The organism is Marinobacter sp., assembly GCF_041686475.1.
GTDB lineage: Bacteria > Pseudomonadota > Gammaproteobacteria > Pseudomonadales > Oleiphilaceae > Marinobacter.
The window spans coordinates 1,730-5,651 of the sequence record NZ_JAWLDU010000102.1 but is presented as its reverse complement, the minus strand read 5'-3'; the positions used below and the strand labels follow the sequence as shown (position 1 = coordinate 5,651).

Genomic DNA, 3,922 nt, shown 5'->3' with positions numbered 1-3,922 from the left:
AGGAAGTTGATGCTGATGCCGGTACCCATGGTGCCGCCACCGATGACACCTACGGACTTGATGTCGCGGACCGGGGTATCGGAGGGCACGTCAGCAATCTTGCTGGTCAGGCGCTCGGAGAAAAAGGCGTGGCGCAGGGCGCGGGATTCCGGCGTCTGCATAAGGTTAACGAAGGCTTCGCGCTCGACTTCCATGCCCTTGTCGAATGGCATGGTCACAGCGGCCTTTACGGCTTCAACACACTTCAACGGGGCGGGGTAGTTCCTGGCCATGGCGCCGACGGTGTTCTGGGTGAACATGAAGAAGCCTTCCGGGTTGGGGTGCTTCGCCCTCAGCTCCCGCACCTTTTTCAGAGGCAGGTTTTCGCCGACCACCTTGGTGGCGTAAGCAATGGCCGCATCCAGCAGTTCGCCGTCGACAATTTCGTCAAACAGCGCGCTGCCTTTGAATTGTTTCGCAGGCACCACACTGCCGGACACAATCATGTTCAAAGCGTGTTCGGCGCCGATCACCCGGGGAAGACGCTGGGTGCCGCCGGCACCGGGCAGCAGGCCCAGTTTCACTTCCGGCAGGGCGATCTGGGCATCGGGCTTGGCAATGCGGTAATGGCAGCCAAGCGCCAGTTCCAGGCCGCCGCCCATGCAGGCGCCGCTGATGGCCGCGATGACCGGCTTGCGGCTGGTTTCCACGTAGTTGATGACAGTGTTCAGGTTGGGTTCCGCGGAGGCCTTGTCGCTGCCGAACTCGCTGATGTCGGCACCGCCGGAGAAAGCACGGTCGGAGCCAATCAGGACAACGGCCTTCACCGCATCATCGGCTTCCGCCGTGCGGATGCCGTTCACAATGCCCTGGCGCAGGGTCAGGCCCAGGCCATTGACCGGTGGGTTGTCGAGTCGGATGACGGCGATATTGCCGTTGACATCATAGTGGGCGGTACTCATTGGGCAGCTCCCTGATCTGGAATCGGGTTGATCGTCGGTACGAAGACTCGCGTTGAAATCTCCATACACTGGTGTATTGTTGATCCATACACTAATGTATGTTTTGGGCAGGGTCAACGGTTTCAAATTCGTGGACCCTGTTGATGTAGAATGCACCCGCGGGTTCACCAAACCGCCAGCAGCAGGATCCGACCACCGAATGACTGACGCCCGACAAACCAGACGACGCAAGACGCCGGAAAAAGCGCAACTGACCCGTGACCACTGGCTGGACGCCGCCGCCGGGGAAGTGGCCGCTGGCGGTTTCAGTCACTTGCGGGTGCTGACGCTGTCTAAAAAACTCGGCGTTACCCGTGGCAGTTTCTATTGGCATTTCAAGGACCACGAGGATCTGGTGGTCAGCTTTCTTGATCGCTGGCGGGATCGGCGCCTCCATGAACTCCAGTACTGGAAGCCCAGGGGCGGGGATGTGGAGACCGAGTTGCGACAGATCCTCGAGCTTCTGCTCACCGATGCCTCCCGCAATATCCGCCGCCTGCAGGTTGAGCTGGCGGTGCGGGACTTTGCCCGCCGTAACGACTATGCCGCCGATCTGGTCACCGAGGTAGATGAAGCCCGCATCAATCAGAACTGCGAGCTGTATGAGCGTCTGAGCAGTGACCCCCAGCGCATACGGGATCTGTCATTGCTCATGTACGTGGCCACTATAGGCTCCCAGGTTGTGCTCACGGGTAAGAAGGGTGACGCCGAAACCATCCGCCGGGTTGAGGATCTGATGGCGCGCGTGGCACTGGGGCAGCGTGATGAGGACTAGATGGCTGGCACCGCTGGTGCTTGGCCTGTGCATAGGCAGCGCCAACGCAGCCGGCAGTGCCTGCCTTGAAAGCGGCGAAACCGGGCTGGAAAAGCTGTATTGCGAGGTTGTTGCCGAAGGAGAAAGGACAGGCTTGCCTTCTCCGACGCCTACGATTGGTACATTCCCAAAATGGTGGACATTGGCCTGGGCGCCAACACCATGAGCTTCACTGCGTTCCATAACGCCTTCCACACCATGGAGGACGGTGGCGTCGACTTCGCCCGGCGCATGGAGCAGACCTTTGCCCTGCTCAAGCAGGACAAGAAGAACCTGGCGGTGAAGGCCCGCTATCACGATGAGGTGCCGGACCACCTTTCCCAGTGCACATTCATCAACCGCGATATTCTTGTCTGTGACAATGTCGGCACCAACTGGGTCTACGTCAGCCCGTCTCCAGAAAGTCGTTGAGGTAGCCCGCCACCCATGCCGGCTGTTCTTCCTGCAGAAAATGCCCGGCTTCCACCCGTTCCACACGTAAAGACTCAAAACATTCCTCGATGTGGTTGAGGTACTCCGGAATAATCACCCTGTCCTTGTTGCCGTAGATGTACATGGAGGGCATTGGCCAGCGATGGCCTGCCGTCGTGGCCCAGCGTTTGGCGTCGTCGGGAAAGGTGCGGTAGAAGTTGGAGCTGGTGCCCGGCGTGCCCGGAATCCGGAAGCTGCGCACGTATTCGTCGAAGGCGTCCTGTGGAAAGGGCTCGTCGCTCCAGGTGCGCAGGAAATGCCCCAGCCAGGTTTCTTCAGCACCGGGAATCATCGCCTCCGGCAGCCCCGGCGTTTGCATGAAGTGCTGGTACCAGTAGGCGGCACCACTGCCGGAGCGGACCTTTTCGATCACTTCCTGATTGCCCTTCAGATTGTTGATGATGGCAATGTTCATGATCACCATCTGCCGAACCCGTTGGGGGATGGCCAGGGCTACTTCCTGGGCCACAATGCCACCCCAGTCATGGCCCACAAGTTGGAAGTCTCCAATGCCCAGGGTGTCCAGCAGGCTGATCACATCCTGCGCCATTTCCTGTTTGCGGTAAGGCTCCACCTCCGGCGTGCGTTCACTATCGCCCAGCCCCCGCAGGTCCGGAGCAATGATGCGAAGCCCCGGTTTCAGGTGTGCAGCCACATGCTCCCAGCAGTAGGAGCTTTCCGGCCAGCCGTGGATCATCACCAGTGGCTGGCCGTCGGGGTTGCCGCCCTCCCGCCAGGCGAATCGGCCCCGGGGCGTTTGTTGCTGTTTCGGGTCGGACAGTGGCATTGAGTGGCTCCAGGGTTTGCTCGCAACTAGGGTGCAGTGGGATGATAGCTTTCCCGAATCTGCTTTCCACAGACTTTACAGGAACCCCATGCCCGGCAAAAACTCGACCCGCCTCAACAAATACATCAGCGAGAGTGGCATGTGTTCCCGGCGGGAGGCGGACCGCTATATCGAGAACGGCAACGTGGCCATCAATGGCAAGGCGGCCCAGGTGGGGGACCAGGTCCTTCCGGGGGACAGGGTTACCGTTAATGGCCAACTGATTGAGCCCCGGGACGAGGAAGATCTGATCTTCATCGCCCTGAACAAACCCGTGGGCGTGGTCAGCACCACCGACCCGGCGGAACCCCGGAACATCGTCAACCACGTGTGCCATGGCGAGCGGATTTTCCCTATTGGCCGTCTCGACAAGGACTCCCAGGGGCTGATTTTTCTCACCAGCAACGGCGACCTGGTCAACAAGATCCTGCGGGCCGGCAACAACCACGAGAAAGAATACCTGGTGACCGTCAACAGGCCGGTGACGGCGGACTTCATTGAGGGCATGAGTGCCGGTGTGCCGATACTGGGTACGGTTACCAAACGCTGCAAGGTAGAGAAAGTATCCCGGTTCGTGTTCCGTATCACCCTGGTGCAGGGCCTGAACCGGCAGATTCGGAGAATGTGCGAGTTTTTTGACTACGAGGTCACCAGACTCGAGCGTGTTCGCATCATGAACATCAGTCTGAAAGGACTGCCGGTTGGCGAGTGGCGAGACCTGGGTGAAAAGGAGCTGAAAGGGCTTTTCGATATGATCCGGGACTCGTCATCGGAAGTGAGTCCGGACACGCGCAGCGAAACGAAGAAGCCGACGGCTAGAAAGCCGGGCAA

The 3,922-nt window shown here is 59.6% G+C and carries 5 protein-coding genes; 3 read left to right on the top strand and 2 right to left on the bottom strand.

Annotated features, from left to right (window positions below; all coding sequences use genetic code 11):
• On the bottom strand, positions 1-941 hold a 941-nt coding region (locus ACESMB_RS14445), incomplete at its 3' end, for an enoyl-CoA hydratase/isomerase family protein (RefSeq protein WP_372971926.1).
• 199 nt (positions 942-1,140) lie between these two features.
• Here ACESMB_RS14445 and ACESMB_RS14440 point away from each other — a divergent pair.
• Complete coding sequence (locus tag ACESMB_RS14440; protein WP_372927551.1) at positions 1,141-1,755, top strand: TetR/AcrR family transcriptional regulator; 615 nt, start codon at positions 1,141-1,143, stop codon at positions 1,753-1,755.
• A 171-nt stretch (positions 1,756-1,926) separates the two neighbouring features.
• Entirely contained in the window at positions 1,927-2,205 is a 279-nt protein-coding gene (locus tag ACESMB_RS14435; protein WP_372927550.1) for a hypothetical protein, read from the top strand.
• On the opposite strand, the gene ACESMB_RS14430 is transcribed toward ACESMB_RS14435, so the two are convergent.
• Positions 2,180-3,052: an alpha/beta fold hydrolase gene (locus tag ACESMB_RS14430; RefSeq protein WP_372971925.1), complete on the bottom strand. Its 873-nt coding sequence runs from the start codon at positions 3,050-3,052 to the stop codon at positions 2,180-2,182. The genes ACESMB_RS14435 and ACESMB_RS14430 overlap by 26 nt on opposite strands.
• Positions 3,053-3,140: 88 nt before the next feature.
• Between ACESMB_RS14430 and rluF the strand changes: the two genes are divergently transcribed.
• A partial coding sequence (gene rluF / locus ACESMB_RS14425) for a 23S rRNA pseudouridine(2604) synthase RluF (protein WP_372971924.1) occupies positions 3,141-3,922 on the top strand: 782 nt, incomplete at its 3' end.